A 12,814-nucleotide genomic window follows, 5' to 3' on the forward strand; every position below is an offset into this window, starting at 1 on the left:
CTGGTTCCCCATCCGAGAGGATCTCCTTTAAGCTGGAAAAGTATGTCCAGATAGTCGTTTTGTGCAAACAAGACCGGACGAAAAGATGTACCATTATTCCAGCCTGAATCCCCGTGTCAAGAGACCGGGGAGTGGCTCAACTGTCCGTCGGTGTCGAGAGTCGCGCCCATGCTGGCGTTAAACGTCGGGTCATCTTCAAGTACGCGGATAGCTGCCTCGACGGCGTCTTTGGCACTACCACCACGCTGGAGTATGGCCCAACCCGCCTCTAATGCTGCTGTGCAACCATCAATGTTGGCTTTAGCCTTGTCGTGTTCGATGGTTTTTGCTCCACCATGAACGATGATGGCTAGTGTCATGTATCGCTGCTTAATCTAGTTTTAAGTAGTTTGATTTCGATAGTTAGAAAGAACTCTCGCTGCTTCTATGTTCCCCTTTTAAATGAACCGCCAAGACGCCAAGGACGCCAAGAAAGAAGAGGAAGAAGATACGGAGGGTTAGGGGAGAGAGGATTTGGTATAATACAAGTAATAATAAATGCTGCTCGATTTTTGCTTCTATCTGAGGGATAGATATAATGTAAAATTATACTTTATTTATGAATACAAAAAAGAGCAAAATTAGCTAAGCATACTGCTGTTTAAGCGAGCAATTGCAATCCCTTGTTCTGTAGTTTATGCTCAATCTGCTGCATTTCCTCGATTGTTTCTCCAGTAGCGATCGCATAAATTTCAGTATATATTTTTCCGTATTTAACCTTCTCCAAAGCCGACAAGATAATAAAATCCTTGCGTTCGAGTTCGGGTTTCAACGCCACGAGAATCGAATCCAATGTCCCATCCATGCGGTAGTCAGTGGAATATTTAGCAACTTCCTTTCCCAGTTTTAGTAGGGTATGGCGCTGCAAGCAAAGCGGAGTTGAGCCATTGACTCGAAAATTGGCATCGATTGCATAAAATTGTCCGTCTTTATCTTGCAACACGTCGAAGCCAATAACGCCAAAATAACCTTGTTGGTGTGCATATTGACCAACAGCAGCAATCATCTCAAAAAATTTGCTCATATCGGTTTCGCGATAGTGAATCAATCCCCCTAAATAATTGCCTGACTCTGTGACGAGTTGCGTTGTGGTACCGATGAGGGTAATCTCTCCCGCCTTGTTAACGTAGAACTGTACGCAGTAGTTTTCCACCGCATTTTTGACAAATTCCGAGACAATAATCGTATCCAGCAATTCAATATCGAGATATTTCCTCACTTCTTCAAGACAGTAGTTCAGATCGCTGGCGTTTCTGATAATATAAGTGCCTTCCCCTGAAAGTCCGTGGGAGGTTTTGATCAAGTAGGGGAATTGTTCTGGTAACTGGATATCTTTGAGACTGATTTCGTGCAGATTGTAGCTTGAGTATTTGGGACATTGCACTCCCAAATCGGCTAAGGTTACTTTGCTGAGTAAGTGGTAGTGAGTATCTGGATTGACAGCGTGTTTTTCAGGTTTGAGATGATCGAAGGGAAATAAAGTGATGATTTTTTCAAAGCTTAAACTGTGGCTGAGTTCGTCCAAATAAGTCGAGCAATCTATCATTTCCGCATTGGTGTAACTAAAGCCAAAATGCTCCCGCCAGTATTGAACCAGCAAGTTTTGGGGTGGAATAATGACAACTCCTGGAAGCGCATCGCCTAACACAGCGAGATTTTTCCAAGGTTCCTTTTGGCAAATCTTGTCAAAGGATGTTTTGGTGGCTTCACTACTACCGTCTTGAATAAAGTATTTTTTCCTGTTGGGGTAAGCTGCCCAACTCGCAGTTGCCGGATAATTTAAAATGAATGCATAACTTGCATTCTTAATGTCAGTAGCAAACAAATCGGACAAAGAATTACCTTCAAAGTATGGAAAGTCGGATGTTAAGTTCATAGAAAACTGCCTTTGTCTATGGGAACGAATGGGGGATTAAACCAGAGCGAAAAATTCTTCGGCAACCGAAGGGTGAATGCCGATAGTTGCATCGAAGTCTTTCTTTGTTGCACCCATGCGAAGAGCTAGTGCGAGACATTGAATAATCTCAATTGCTCCTAGTCCTACCATATGAATGCCTAACACTCGATCGCTCGTACTATCAACAACTAACTTAATTAAAACTTTCTCTTCCCGTTTAGCCAGACTGTGGAAAAGAGGACGAAATTCAGAGCGATTGCAGCGCAGGGAATCACCAATTTTTTCCCGCGCTTTTTCTTCGCTTAAGCCAACGGTAGCCGCTTCGGGGAAGAAACTAACAACGCTAGGAACGCATTCATAACTGATAGTTTGGGGCTGATTACCGAAGTGGGTATCGGCAAAAGCTCGCGCGTTGGCGATCGCAACAGGAGTATAAGTAACTTGGTTGGTACAATCTCCAACTGCAAAGATATTCGCTGCCGTAGTTCGGTTTTCATCGTCTACTGCGCTCGCATCAACTTGGACGTAGCAATTAGTACTTTTACTAACCTTAACTCCGGCTGCTTCTAGATTCAGTCCGCTTAAATTAGGCGCCCGACCATTGACGCAAACAACGGTATCGACAATCAATGCATCGGGAGAAGTTACCGATAGTGTCAAATGCAGATATTCTCCGTCGATTTGTTCAATTTTTTTGAGCGATGTGTTGTTGATAATTTGAATATCCCGCCTCTTCATGCCTTGAGTAACAGCCCGGGAAATGTCTGCATCAAAATCAGATAAAATGCCGTCTTCATGAACTATCAGAGTCACAAACGATCCAAGCATTCTCATAATACCAGCCAATTTCACCGCAATATAATTGCCGCCAATGACTGCGACATGTTTTGGTTGCTGCTTGAGATCGAATAGTTCCCGCGAGGTGATAGCATGTTCAATGCCAGGTATCTGTGGCTTTACGGCTTCTCCTCCCACCGCAATTAAGATTTTTTCAGTCGTAATTTGGCGTCCTTCTATAGACTTCTCCAAAAACTCTTGTGGGATAGGCGTCTCGCCTGTCAAAGAGTTTCTTTTTTGGAGAGGTCTAATATCTAAAGTATGAGGATTAATAAAGGTAGCGCGCCCTTTAATTAACTCAACTCCTGCTTTTTCTAGCGAGCGCTTATGTACGTCGCTGAGGCGGTGGATTTCCTCGTTCTTAGCGGTCATGAATTGATGCCAATCAAACGTAGTTTGGGGTTGTTTCCAGCCATAACCAACTCCCTGTTGATACAATTCCGAGAAGCTAGCGGCGTATGACATGAGTTTTTCGGGAATGCAACCTCGGATTACGCAAGTACCCCCGACTAAATCTTGTTCTGCGATCGCAACGCGCGCACCATACCCCGCCGCCCGTTCCGCAGCAGCAAGACCACCCGGCCCCGCACCGATTACAAATAGGTCATAATCGAATTTCATCGGTCTATAGAGTTAGATTTCAGTTACTAAGAAGTTGCTAGTTACATCGAGTGGTAATTGGTAATTGGTAATTGGTAATTGGTAATTGGTAATTATTAGCCATTAGCCATTAGCCATTAGCCATTACCAGTACCGCTCGATGTAACCAGCAACTTACGTTACTAGCTCCTCATAAATTCTCGACAGCATTAGCCCTCGCAGCTTCATCCTTAAAGCTTGTCTTACCTAGACTAAAGGAATAGTTTTAGATTAAGTAAGTTTGTGACCATTAATACAAGAGGTTGCCGTGACGTACTAGCTGCAACGGCTGCGATCGCTATCGTTGTAAAATAAAATAATGCCAGAGGGTTTTTCGATATACTTTTGCACCTGAGCCAGATGGATTTTAGCCAATTGCTTGTAGAAAAAATAGATGCGATCGCAAAAAACTGGGTGGAAACAGTTCGCCGCGATCGGCAGATTGCGAGTGCCGACGATTTACCGTACTCAGCGATACAGAATCATCTTCCCGATGTGCTGAGAGCGATCGCAACGGTGCTTTCCCACTACCAGGACAGCGATATCGAGTTTATCGTGCAAAATAGTTTGGAACATGGAGTTCTACGCGCTGCACAAGGTTTCACTCCGATCGAAATTGCGCGGGAGTACCGTCTACTACGTCAGACGATCTTTTCTACTTTAGAGGCAGATTTATTGCAGGGTACGGTTACTGATGCAATCCGAACTTATAATCTGATTGACGCAACGATTGACGAAGCCCTTTCCCAGTGTTTCAAAAGTTATGTCGAACAGCGTTTGCAGGAACTACACCAGCTGCACGCTCAAGCAGAACTAACCAATCAAGAATTGACTCGCTTGGTAAAAGATAATCAAGAGAACCTCTCTCAACTAGCGCACGAACTAAAAAACCCGCTCAATTCAATCATTGGCTATTCAGAATTAATTTTGCGATCTTCACGCAAGAACAGTGAAGTTCGAGACACCGTTCCCCATCTAGAACATATCGAGCGAGTAATACGCAATGGCAGACATTTACTCCGCCTGATCAACGATACGCTGGAAATGTCTCGCTGCGAAGCCGGGAAAATGCAACTGCACCCAGTCCCAACGGATGTGCGCTCTTTAATTAAAGAAGTATTTGAAATGTTGCAACCTTTGGCGACTGCGAAAGGGTTACAAATGGTGGTTGATTGCGATTCGGATAGCGCCTTAAGCTGTCCCGAAAAAGTTGTAACAGACCCTCTGCGATTGCAACAAATTATCACCAACCTTCTCAGCAATGCGATTCGCTACACAGAATCGGGAACTGTCCGATTAACCTGCCAGATGTTACCCAATAGCCTCTGGTCTATTGCGGTTAGCGACACTGGAGTCGGGATCAATCCAGAAGAACAGCCGCATATTTTTGAACCCTTCTTTCGCGCTGGGAATAGCGAAAATTACGCCCCCAATAGCACTGGTTTAGGGTTAGCAATTGTTTCGCAGTTAGTAAATCTAATGCAAGGCAAAATCGAACTGGTATCCCAGGTGGGAGTTGGAACCACTTTCACTGTTATCTTGCCGCTAGAAATCAAAACTCTTGAATCGGTTGCTTAACTTTGTCATTATCCCATCGGAACTTACGCACGACAATGTAGCCTAAACTCCAGACTTTTATCAGAGTAAAATATCCCAGTTACCTGCTCAAACAGTGACATCCACTGCCACTAAGCTGGCGCTATAGTGGCAGCTTCCCAGTATCACTACTCTCGCTTCCTACTTCATCCGGAGTGTAACCACTTAACTGTCTGTAGGCAGCCACCGTGAGTCCCACGGCAGTTAATCCCTTATAAAGGATATTAATTGCTGCATTTTCATCTCGGTCAATTTATAATCCGCATTTAGGACATTCATGAAGCCTGACCGAGAGAGTTTTAGGAACCTTTGTACCACAGAGCAATCTATTGTTGTGCCGTGAGGGCTAACCTTAACGAAATGTACGCCGCCTCTTAAGGCCACTGCTTCTTCAAGTATCGTTAGGAATTTTCCCCATGCCACATCGTAAATTGATTTAGCCAGCTTGGTACGAGCCAACCCTTTAATGTTTAAATCTTCTGCTGCAATCAAGTCATACTGCAAAAACCAGTTGGTGAGCAACATTATAATGAAAAATCTCCCGCTGACTGGCTATTCGCTGGTGAATGCGGGAGATTTTTTCTTTTTGTTTTTGACAATTAATAGAGCCTGTCTGTTTTAGAGACAAGCGCTTTTGTTGACGAGCAAGATGCTTCTGGGTTCTCCTGTAATGCGGCTTTCCATCTACTGATTCCCCTGTAGATGTCACAAGAAACGATTTCAACCCCAGGTCAATACCAATAGCAGTTTTAACCTCATCTATCGGTTTTGGTGTTGGGATTGAGTTATCTTCCATAGAGATAGCGACATACCAACCATCGGCTTTTTTGACGATGGTTGCCGTCTTTAGCTCAAACCCATCAGGAAGTCGCGATGCATGATGACAGGCATTGAGCCTATCTTGGATAAGGTTAAAACCCCGGCCTCAATTTTGTTTGCTCCAGCTAGAGGACAATTAATTCGGGAGAAAGTAAAGGAGCGCATCTCTCCTTTCTTTTTAAACCTCGGCCTGCCAGCTCTTTTACCCGACTTATCAGGTTTTATCCATCTATCCCAAGACTTGTCTTTACGCCTGAGATTCTGTTGCTGAACTTCTGCATGAATCTCTTTATAGGCGGGAAACAATTCTTTGGTTTGCTTGAGTTCGACCGCTTGAAGGTTATAGCCAGGAAACTTGTCTGGAATATCCAAGGGTTGGCTCGGAAACCAAACTACATCTATCGATTTGACAACGAGTTAATCGCAGCCAGTCAAATCTTTGACCAAGCGCATAATTATAATGTCGCCGCAACATCAAGATCCAAGTCTCCATCACGGTGACTTGTTCAGGAGATGGTTTAATTTTGTAGATGTATGTTAGCTTCATAGCTAGTATTCTACTTTAGTATCGCAGTGCATCCTATCACGTTAGGTCGGGAGCCTGCTACAAGCTCTGAGCTTCACTTGGTCTTGGTAACCAAGTACCGCAAGAAAGCGATCAACAAAGAAATTCTCGGTCGATTAGAACAGATCTTCCGAGACACATGCATGAAATGGGAGTCTAGCCTGGTCGAATTCAACGGAGAGGAAGACCACGTGCATTTACTGATTGACTACAATCCCAAGGTTCAAATCAGTAAATTTGTGAATAATCTGAAAACTGTTAGCAGTAGACTAATTAGGAAAGAGTTTGCCAGCCTTGTGAATAAGTTTTACTACAAACCTGTCTTTTGGACGGGTGCTTATTTTGTCTCTAGCTGTGGGGGTGTGACTTTAGAACAACTTAAGGCTTATGTCCACGCATCAAGACACCCCTGAGTAATATCGTGGCGCGAGCTTTCTTTAGTTGGCTTCAATTCCTCTGCCACTAAGCTTCGCTATAGTGGCAGAGGAATTGAAGCATTTCCAGATGGAATACTCAGAGCAAGAAGCTTACCTTCTGTCCTTAGCCGGTAGACTGCTGCTAGAGAATAGTGTGAGGACTGAGGGAGTCCACCAAGCAGTCGATCGACTGGCTAAAGCACTTGGCATTGAAGTGCGGGTTTTTGTGGAGTACAAAGCCCTGATGTTGACCACAAAAACGGGCTACCACTTCTCAGCGCGGGTCAGCACTCCTGTTCCTCTGATGAAAATCGATATGGCTTTGACAAACCAAGTGCTTCACCTGATCGAGGAAGTGGAGAAAACAGGAAAAGAACAACAAGACGCGATCGCTCAGCTGGAGAAAATCAGACAGACACCACCACTTTACAATCGCTGGCTAGTTGTACTCATGCTAGGACTGGCAGCAGGGGGATTAGCCAAAATTTTTGCCGGTGACTGGTCGTCCTTTTTGATTGCGGGATTTGCCTCCGCCATCGGAGTCATTCTCCGGCAGGAGTTAGGCAAGCGGCAATTCAATTTTTTCTCAATTGTCTTCGCCGCCGCGTTTGTTGGGGGCATTTTGGCAGGTGTGGCGATTCGACTCGGTTTGACTTCGACGCCTTTTGTCTGCCTATTGGTACCCTCCATGATGTTGGTTCCAGGGGTGCATCTGATTAACGCCGTATTGGATATGGTTGAGAATCATATGTCCGTTGGCATTGCCCGCTTAGGTTTTAGCTTGATGACACTGGGGGCAATTTTATTTGGCTTGCTACTCTCAGCCAACTTGACGGGAACATTAATCGCCGTCAGTAGCAAAAGTACACCACTATCCTTGGGTGAAGATATCATCTTCGCGGGATTGGTAGCAGCAGGCTTTGCTGTTGCCTTTAACGTTCCCAAAAAGATTTTGTGGGCTTGCATCGTTTGCGGGATGGTTGGACATGGGGTACGACTGTTGTGCATTCAGTTCGGACCCGGAATGATTTGGGGTAATTTAATTGCCTCTACCGTTGTCGGCTTGATGGCAATGTATTTCGCTCGGTGGTTTAAAAGCTCAATTGCGGCTATTTCCTTTGGGGCGGTAGTAGGAATGATTCCTGGCATCTTTGCCTTTCGCGCTGGCAGTGGCTTGATTCAAATCATGACTTTAGGAAGCAATGCTGGATTGCCCCTGATTGCTAATACCATAGTGATGACTGGCACGGCTGTGCTGATGACCTTAGGCATTCCCTTGGGGATAGGTATTCCCTCTGTCGTCTTTGGGCGGCGTCGCTAGTGCCTGTCGCTTGGAAGTCACTAGCCAAATGGAATACCCATAGTTAGGACTGACGCTCGCTCCGCGGGGAAGCGGGGAAGCGGAGAGTTTTAATTATGGGTGGAAAAGCCTGACATCATATGATTCCTCGCCCGTTAGTCTAAAGTCCAACTATTGAGGGGAATTCATCATATCTTTTAATCGCAAAGATGCCTTAAGTCTCGCCAATAATTCATTATAATCGAGCGAATAAAATTGACTTGATGAGCCAAGAATCCCCCGTAATTTATCGGAGATAGTGTCAATATCGTGACAAATGCCTTTGGATACAAAGTCGGTGGATGCCTTCAGGCGGATGCGCCCAACTATGTGGTACGACAGGCAGATCGGGAGCTTTATCAGGCACTCCAGTCAGGGGATTTCTGCTATGTGTTCAATGCGCGGCAGATGGGGAAATCGTCGTTGCTGGTGCGGGTGAAGCAACAGCTTCAGCAGGATGGGGCGCAGTGCGCGTATCTTGACATGACTCGCTTGGGCAGCGATCGCATCACGCCCCAGCAATGGTATCGCGGCATGATGGTCAGCCTGCTTCAGAGTTTTCAACTACTCACCAAGATCAAATATCGGGAATGGTTCGCCACTCGTGCAGATTTGCCACTAATTCAGTGCTTGAGCGAATTTGTCGAAGAGATTTTGTTTGTGCAATTTCCTGTCGCACCCATTTATATCTTCATTGATGAAATTGATAGTTTATTAAGTCTAGAATTCCCCGTCGATGATTTTTTTGCCTGGATTCGGTCTTGCTACAATCAGCGATCGCACGCTCTCCGCTATCAACGCTTCAACATTGCCTTATTTGGCGTCACTACGCCCTCGGATCTAATTGCCGATAAGCAGCGTACCCCCTTCAACATCGGTCATGCCATCCATTTAGACGGGTTGGTGATCGCACAAGCAACTCCCCTAGCAACGGGATTCAAGGGTGTGATGGAACAGCCGATCGCCACCCTAGAGGCAATTCTGCACTGGACAGGCGGGCAACCCTTTCTCACCCAAAAGCTGTGTCAGCTGGCGATTGATGCGATCGCACAAGCCGAAACGTCACGGCGCAAGATTCCCCCTGGCATGGAAGCGCTTTGGGTAGACGATTTGGTGAGAGCGTATGTGCTGGACAACTGGGAAGCTAACGATGAACCCGTGCATTTGCGAACGATTCGCGATCGCCTGTTCTGGAATGAAAACCGCACCGGACGACTGCTAGGCATTTATCAACAACTGTTGCAGGGAGAAGCGGTACCCCTAGACGACAGTCGGGAACAAATTGAACTCTTGCTAGTAGGATTAGTGGTACGCCAGGGCGATCGCCTAGCAATCAAAAATCCGATTTACCAACAGGTTTTCCACCAGGAGTGGGTAAACCGGCAATTGAGCCGTCTGCGTCCCTATGCCCCTGCGATCGACGGTTGGGTTGCCTCCCAGCGTCAAGATGCCTCCTACCTGCTGCGGGGGCAATCCCTCCTCGACGCGCAACAGTGGGCGCGAGACAAAAGCCTCAGCGATTTGGATTACCAGTTTCTTGCCGCCAGTCAGGATGCCGAACCGCAAAGCATCCAGCAGCAACTAGAGGCACAACAGGAAAGCGAACGGTTTTTCCGGCAATTGGCAGAAGCAGTACCGCAGATCGTGTGGATTGTGGAGCCAGATGGCACGCTATCCTACACGAATCAGCAGGGGAGTACCTTCGCGGGGCGATCGCTCTCCGAAGTAAGCGACTGGAAACGCCTGGATGTAGTCCACCCCGAAGATCTCCCCAGTAGCCTTGCCGCATGGGAACATGCTCTGGAAACCGGGGAACCCTACGAAGTGCAACTAAGAATACAAGATGCACAAGGTAATTATCGCTGGTTTCTCAATCGAGCCATTCCCATCCACGATGCCAGCGGGCAGGTAATCAAATGGTTTGGCACCAGTACCGATCTCGATAATCTGAAACGCGAGGAAGAAATTCGGCGATTGCCGGAAGTCGAGAAACGGCTTCAGCAAGAACAACGCGCCAGTCGGTTGCAAAAGTGGCTATTGGCAACCGTCAGCATGGCGTTTATCATTGCCAGTGGACTGGGACTCTACGCCTTTGCTCAAAGACGCAACGCCACCCTGCGCCAAATCGAAGCGATCGCCAACAAGTCAGAAGCCCTATTTGCCTCCGGGAATCGGTTAGATGCCCAAGTCACCGCCATCAAGGCTCAGACCAGTTTGTATCAAATGCATCAAGCCCCCACTGAGTTAGCGACTCAGGTGAATCGAGAGTTGCGCCGTGCTGCGTTTCAAGTCGTTGAGCGCAATCGGTTTAATGCCGAAAAAGGGAGAGTGCGTGGTATTGCGATCGGTCCCGATGGGCAACGGATCGCTGCTGCGTATGAAAAACCCGTCATTATTCTGTGGGGAGCCGATGGGACTGTATTAAACACCATCCCAGAAAAGGCTCGTGAGGTTGTATTCAGTCGAGATGGTCAAACCCTTGTGGCAGCAATGGACGATAACACGGTACGGTTGTGGAATCGAGACGGCTTGCCGCTCGCAACGCTTAAGGGGCATCGAGATCGGGTAATGTCTGTTGCCATCAGTCCCGATGGGCGGTGGATTGCCTCGGCAGGCAACGACAATCTGATCAAACTCTGGAGCATGGATGGGAGGCCGATCCGCACCTTGACCGGACATCGGAAACCCATTTGGAAGGTAGTGTTTAGTCCCGATGGGCGATCGCTGGCGACCGCTAGTGAGGATAATGCGGTCATCCTCTGGAACCTTGATGGCACAAGAATTCGCACCTTAAAAAATCCGATCTCCTCCGCTCAAGGCGAAAATCGCTTCTTGAGCGTAGCGTTTAGCCCCGATGGCAAAACCCTGGTGGCAGGCGACTGGTATGGCAATATCCTATGGTGGAACAGCGATGGTACGCTAATCAACACCACCTCCGAGCATCGTAATGTCATGGGCAGTCTGGTATTAGATATTAATCAGATCCTACACTCCGGTTGTGCCTGGATACGCGATTATTTGCACGCCCATCCAGAATTAAGCGCTCGCCAGTCTCTTTGTCATCTGCGTATATCTGGACTTTCCAAAGCGAATATTTTTCAGATAAACCTTGACAGTTATTAAGGGGAATTCATCATATCTTTTAATCGCAAAGATGCCTTGACTCTCGCCAATAATTCATCATAATCTATCGGTTTACGGATGAAGTCATTAGCTCCTAAATCTAATCCTTTGGCTGCATTAGCATCTTCATAAGCCGTAATCATCAGAATCGGAATAAAAGCAAGTTTTTTATTTTGCCGAATCCGCCGAGTTACTTCATAACCATCCATTCCTGGCATCATCGCATCCATCAACACTAGATCCGGGGGTGATGCTTCTACTTTTGCTAATGCTAATTTGCCATTTTTAGCAAGATCAACTTCATAACCTTCGTCTGTCAAAATCGCCTGTAGCAGAACCAAATTATCTTCTATGTCATCAACAACCAGAATGCGCTTAGCTTGAAGTTTAGATTGAAATGAAACCATAAAATCAAACCTATTAATAAATTTTTGCTAAAAATTCTTTAGTTTTACCATCTTGCTCTTATATGATTGCTATTTTCTGGCTGGCTGACATCTTCCCTTAAGGGTAATTTGAAATTTTCACGTCTCGTTTAAATTGAACGGTGGCTTAAATATTAGAATTTTTACAGCTACTTAAGGAAGAGTTTTTTATTAACTTAGTTTGTGACTATCAATACTTAGATCTTGCACTTACCAGCTTACCCGCCTGGGAATCAATTCCCAGGCTGTAGAGACGTTACATGTAACATCTCTACAAGTTCACGTCATGGACTAAAACCTTTCTCCAGTCGTCTTTAGACGACTTCAGCTATTAGCCCTTGGGTTTGAACCCCTGGCGGGAGAAAACCGCAGGTGCAAGATCTCAGAATACAAAAGTTCGCGTAGCTCAAAGGCAAGAATCAAGCATTGCCGAGAGGTGCTTACCATCGCGGATAGCATGACCTTCCAAGTCGTTGTTGAAGTAAACATACACGTCAACTCCCCTTTGGAGGAACTCGCGAATCCGAGTTGCCCAAGCTGATAGCTCTTCATCGCTATAGCCAATTCCCCATTGCCCACCTAAATAACACGGGAGTGCGGGAGCCTCGTCAATTTATTGCGAGGAGGAAGCACGACACGAGCAGTTTTAACTGCCTTCAAGACTTCTTGCCCAAGATTCTATCATTTCCCTAACACTAACGCCCTTCTTTTTGGCTTGGTTGACCAGAACAGCCCATGCAGTATCTGTCAACAAAACTCCGTGCCTTTTCTTAATTTCGTTGTGCAGCACTGGCACGTTCTTAACCCTTTTCTTACCTTGACCATTAGACATTTTTAGAATTGATGACTCTACTGTATATAGATTAGCAAATAAAAGGAGGTGAACAACATGCAAGTCAGGTGGAACTTCAAATTAAAGCCTACAAAGTCTCAGCGTTTACAAATGTTTCAGTTGTTAACAACTTTAAGGAAGCACCGCAACTACGCTCTCAGAGAAAGAGAAGTTGGCTACAACACTAACAATCAGAACGCTGATACTCCTGTTGTCTACGGCTGGGAAAGTTGGTGCGATATCTCTTCTTGAACAGAATATGGCTCGTGCTGCCGCAATGACGCTGC

The 12,814-nt window shown here is 46.1% G+C and carries 14 protein-coding genes; 5 read left to right on the plus strand and 9 right to left on the minus strand.

Annotated elements, in window-relative coordinates:
• Positions 1-116: 116 nt before the first annotated feature.
• The 3 genes from ACE1CM_RS43055 to gorA form a co-directional block, all read right to left on the minus strand.
• Positions 117-359, minus strand: a complete 243-nt coding sequence (locus ACE1CM_RS43055) for an isoaspartyl peptidase/L-asparaginase (protein ID WP_374885502.1) — start codon at positions 357-359, stop codon at positions 117-119.
• 281 nt (positions 360-640) lie between these two features.
• Entirely contained in the window at positions 641-1,915 is a 1,275-nt protein-coding gene (locus ACE1CM_RS43060) for an ATP-grasp domain-containing protein (RefSeq protein WP_374885503.1), read from the minus strand.
• A gap of 36 nt (positions 1,916-1,951) precedes the next feature.
• Complete coding sequence (gorA, locus tag ACE1CM_RS43065; protein ID WP_374885504.1) at positions 1,952-3,394, minus strand: glutathione-disulfide reductase; 1,443 nt, start codon at positions 3,392-3,394, stop codon at positions 1,952-1,954.
• Between the two features lie 378 nt (positions 3,395-3,772).
• Between gorA and ACE1CM_RS43070 the strand changes: the two genes are divergently transcribed.
• Complete coding sequence (locus ACE1CM_RS43070; protein WP_374885505.1) at positions 3,773-4,990, plus strand: sensor histidine kinase; 1,218 nt, start codon at positions 3,773-3,775, stop codon at positions 4,988-4,990.
• 222 nt (positions 4,991-5,212) lie between these two features.
• Here ACE1CM_RS43070 and ACE1CM_RS43075 read toward each other — a convergent pair whose 3' ends face one another.
• Genes ACE1CM_RS43075 through ACE1CM_RS43090 form a run of 4 tightly spaced genes read right to left on the minus strand, consistent with a single transcriptional unit; the run spans position 5,213 to position 6,374 of the window.
• Positions 5,213-5,533, minus strand: a complete 321-nt coding sequence (locus ACE1CM_RS43075) for a hypothetical protein (protein ID WP_374885506.1) — start codon at positions 5,531-5,533, stop codon at positions 5,213-5,215.
• Positions 5,502-5,804, minus strand: coding sequence for a transposase (locus ACE1CM_RS43080; RefSeq protein ID WP_374885508.1), 303 nt, complete (start codon positions 5,802-5,804; stop codon positions 5,502-5,504). The genes ACE1CM_RS43075 and ACE1CM_RS43080 overlap by 32 nt, the downstream gene beginning before the upstream one ends.
• A 50-nt stretch (positions 5,805-5,854) precedes the next feature.
• Entirely contained in the window at positions 5,855-6,199 is a 345-nt protein-coding gene (locus tag ACE1CM_RS43085; RefSeq protein ID WP_374885510.1) for a hypothetical protein, read from the minus strand.
• The gene (locus ACE1CM_RS43090; RefSeq protein WP_374885511.1) at positions 6,168-6,374 is read right to left on the minus strand and encodes a helix-turn-helix domain-containing protein; all 207 of its coding nucleotides are present in this window, start codon (positions 6,372-6,374) and stop codon (positions 6,168-6,170) included. The genes ACE1CM_RS43085 and ACE1CM_RS43090 overlap by 32 nt, the downstream gene beginning before the upstream one ends.
• A gap of 20 nt (positions 6,375-6,394) precedes the next feature.
• Between ACE1CM_RS43090 and tnpA the strand changes: the two genes are divergently transcribed.
• From tnpA to ACE1CM_RS43105, 3 genes are all read left to right on the plus strand, one after another.
• Positions 6,395-6,805 (plus strand): IS200/IS605 family transposase, encoded by a 411-nt coding sequence (gene tnpA, locus ACE1CM_RS43095; RefSeq protein WP_374885578.1) that lies wholly within the window; start codon positions 6,395-6,397, stop codon positions 6,803-6,805.
• 64 nt (positions 6,806-6,869) lie between these two features.
• Positions 6,870-8,129 carry a threonine/serine exporter ThrE family protein gene (locus ACE1CM_RS43100; RefSeq protein ID WP_374885513.1) on the plus strand — a complete coding sequence of 420 codons (1,260 nt, stop codon included), beginning with the start codon at positions 6,870-6,872 and terminating at the stop codon, positions 8,127-8,129.
• A 288-nt stretch (positions 8,130-8,417) separates the two neighbouring features.
• The gene (locus ACE1CM_RS43105) at positions 8,418-11,270 is read left to right on the plus strand and encodes an AAA-like domain-containing protein (RefSeq protein WP_374885515.1); all 2,853 of its coding nucleotides are present in this window, start codon (positions 8,418-8,420) and stop codon (positions 11,268-11,270) included.
• Here ACE1CM_RS43105 and ACE1CM_RS43110 read toward each other — a convergent pair.
• Together ACE1CM_RS43110 and ACE1CM_RS43115 are read right to left on the minus strand one after the other, a co-directional pair.
• On the minus strand, positions 11,267-11,677 hold the full coding sequence (locus ACE1CM_RS43110; protein WP_374885516.1) for a PleD family two-component system response regulator: 411 nt from the start codon (positions 11,675-11,677) through the stop codon (positions 11,267-11,269). The genes ACE1CM_RS43105 and ACE1CM_RS43110 overlap by 4 nt on opposite strands.
• A 424-nt stretch (positions 11,678-12,101) precedes the next feature.
• A complete protein-coding gene (locus ACE1CM_RS43115; protein ID WP_374885580.1) occupies positions 12,102-12,308 on the minus strand; it encodes a DUF72 domain-containing protein in 207 nt (68 codons plus the stop codon).
• Positions 12,309-12,584: 276 nt separating this feature from the next.
• Between ACE1CM_RS43115 and ACE1CM_RS43120 the strand changes: the two genes are divergently transcribed.
• The gene (locus ACE1CM_RS43120) at positions 12,585-12,779 is read left to right on the plus strand and encodes a hypothetical protein (protein ID WP_374885517.1); all 195 of its coding nucleotides are present in this window, start codon (positions 12,585-12,587) and stop codon (positions 12,777-12,779) included.
• The last annotated feature ends 35 nt before the right edge of the window (positions 12,780-12,814 follow it).

Source organism: Microseira sp. BLCC-F43 (assembly GCF_041929235.1).
In the GTDB taxonomy this organism is placed as follows: domain Bacteria; phylum Cyanobacteriota; class Cyanobacteriia; order Cyanobacteriales; family Aerosakkonemataceae; genus Microseira.

Excerpts from the sequence above, each read along its gene's own strand:
- ACE1CM_RS43055 (WP_374885502.1), bottom strand. The coding sequence starts at position 359 with ATGACACTAGCCATCATCGTTCATGGTGGAGCAAAAACCATCGAACAC.
- ACE1CM_RS43120 (WP_374885517.1), top strand. The coding sequence starts at position 12,585 with ATGCAAGTCAGGTGGAACTTCAAATTAAAGCCTACAAAGTCTCAGCGT.
- ACE1CM_RS43080 (WP_374885508.1), bottom strand. The coding sequence starts at position 5,804 with ATGGAAGATAACTCAATCCCAACACCAAAACCGATAGATGAGGTTAAA.
- ACE1CM_RS43090 (WP_374885511.1), bottom strand. The coding sequence starts at position 6,374 with ATGAAGCTAACATACATCTACAAAATTAAACCATCTCCTGAACAAGTC.
- ACE1CM_RS43075 (WP_374885506.1), bottom strand. The coding sequence starts at position 5,533 with ATGTTGCTCACCAACTGGTTTTTGCAGTATGACTTGATTGCAGCAGAA.
- ACE1CM_RS43070 (WP_374885505.1), top strand. The coding sequence starts at position 3,773 with ATGGATTTTAGCCAATTGCTTGTAGAAAAAATAGATGCGATCGCAAAA.
- ACE1CM_RS43060 (WP_374885503.1), bottom strand. The coding sequence starts at position 1,915 with ATGAACTTAACATCCGACTTTCCATACTTTGAAGGTAATTCTTTGTCC.
- ACE1CM_RS43110 (WP_374885516.1), bottom strand. The coding sequence starts at position 11,677 with ATGGTTTCATTTCAATCTAAACTTCAAGCTAAGCGCATTCTGGTTGTT.
- gorA (WP_374885504.1), bottom strand. The coding sequence starts at position 3,394 with ATGAAATTCGATTATGACCTATTTGTAATCGGTGCGGGGCCGGGTGGT.